Raw genomic sequence first — 1,790 nt, 5'->3', positions numbered from 1 at the left:
TTGCCAGGGCCTTCGCGACGGCGCTTCGCATACGCGACGACGCCCGCGCCATCCTCGCCGCGCATTACGACCGCTCGGGGCTGGAGTTCAACGCCGCGCGCCAGCGCATGGCGCGCATTCCCGAGGGAGCCATGCTGATCGAGAACCCGATTTCGGCCGCGCCGGGGTTCAGCCTTGAAAACGTGCATGTCATGGCCGGTGTGCCGGACATCTTCAAGGCGATGGTCGCCTCGCTCCTTCCGCGGTTGACCGGCGGCAAACCGATCCTGAGCCAGACCTTGCGGATCGACCGGGGAGAAGGCGTGATCGCCGAACCGCTTGGCGCGCTGGCGGCTGAGTTCGCCGACCTCAGCTTCGGCTCATACCCGTTCATCCAGAACGGCGTCTACGGCGCCAACATCGTCGTGCGCGGGACCGACCCCGCGAGGATCGACGCGGCGATCGGCCGGCTCGCGGCGCTCTTTCCCGACGAGGGGGCATGACGGACCTCTTCTCGGCCACGGACGCGACCTGGCCCGCAGCGGCGCTGCACCGGGCCGGCGCCTTCATGGTGCGCGAGGGACGCGGCGGCGGTCAGCGTGTGTCGGCAGCCACCGCAGCCGGGCCCTGGACGGAAGCCGACATCGACGCGGCCGAACGGTTGCATGCGCGCCTCGGCCAGCGCCCGCTCTTCATGATCCGGCCGGGGGAAGAGGCGCTCGACGCCGCCCTTGCCGCCCGCGGCTACCGCGTCAAGGACCCGGTGAACGTTCATGCCGCGCCGATCGCCGCCCTTGCGGCGGAACCCGCGGACCCGATGGCGGGCTTTGCCATCTGGCCGCCCCTGGCGATCATGCGCGACCTCTGGAAGGAGGGCGGGATCGGACCGGAACGGATCGCCGTGATGGAGCGTGTGGAAGGCCCGAGAACCGCCATCCTCGGTCGCGTCGGCGACCGCTGCTCGGGCGTAGCCTTCGTCGCGATCCACGATGAAACGGCGATGCTGCACGCATTGCACGTGGCGCCGGACCTGCGTCGGCAAGGATCCGCCGTCAAGATCATGCGGAACGCCGCCCACTGGGCGCAAGATCATGGCGCAGAACGGTTTTCCGTTCTGGTGACAGAGGCGAACCGACCGGCGAACGCGCTCTACGCTTCCCTCGGGATGGAGATTGTGGGACACTATCATTACCGCTCACAATAACCCCACAGAGGCAAGGGGAGCAGTGAAGGACGACGGCCAGAGCCCCACGGCGCTTGACCTTCCGATGGTCAGGCCGCTTCCGGATGCCATCCGGAAGTATTTCGATATATGCACCGAAAAGCTCGGGCTGGTGCCGAACGTGCTCAAGGCCTACGCCTTCGACATCGACAAGCTGAACGCCTTCACCGCGATCTACAACAACCTGATGCTGGCCGAGAGTGGGCTTTCGAAGCTTGAACGCGAGATGATCGCGGTCGCCGTTTCCTCGCTCAACCGCTGCTGGTACTGCCAGGTGGCGCATGGCGCGACGGTGCGGGAGCTTTCCGGCGACCCGGTGCTGGGCGAGGCCATGGTGATGAACTGGCGCGTCGCGGCGCTGACGCCGAAACAGCGGGCCATGCTGGAATTCGCCGAAAAGCTGACGCTCGCCTCCTCCAGGGTGGAGGAGACCGACCGGCAGGCTCTGCGCGACGCGGGCTACTCCGACCGCGACATCTGGGACATCGCGTCGGTCACGGGTTTCTTCAACATGACCAACCGGATCGCCTCCGCCACCGCGATGGAGCCCAACCCGGACTACCACGGGGCGCACCGATGAGACGGATCG

At 67.3% G+C, this 1,790-nt stretch carries 2 protein-coding genes and 1 pseudogene; all 3 read left to right on the top strand.

Features of this window, described 5'->3' with window-relative positions; translation table 11 throughout:
* Positions 1-482 (top strand): annotated as a pseudogene (locus ACMUOO_RS17390) (competence/damage-inducible protein A); the annotation flags it as partial.
* Positions 479-1,183, top strand: a complete 705-nt coding sequence (locus tag ACMUOO_RS17385; protein WP_301918531.1) for a GNAT family N-acetyltransferase — start codon at positions 479-481, stop codon at positions 1,181-1,183. The pseudogene ACMUOO_RS17390 and the gene ACMUOO_RS17385, both read left to right, overlap by 4 nt.
* 64 nt (positions 1,184-1,247) lie before the next feature.
* The gene (locus ACMUOO_RS17380) at positions 1,248-1,781 is read left to right on the top strand and encodes a peroxidase-related enzyme (RefSeq protein WP_413855829.1); all 534 of its coding nucleotides are present in this window, start codon (positions 1,248-1,250) and stop codon (positions 1,779-1,781) included.
* Positions 1,782-1,790: the final 9 nt, after the last annotated feature.

Source organism: Albidovulum sp. (assembly GCF_041919395.1).
Taxonomy (GTDB): domain Bacteria; phylum Pseudomonadota; class Alphaproteobacteria; order Rhodobacterales; family Rhodobacteraceae; genus Albidovulum.
Note: the sequence above shows the minus strand (reverse complement) of the source record. Positions and strands in the feature narration are given on the sequence as shown.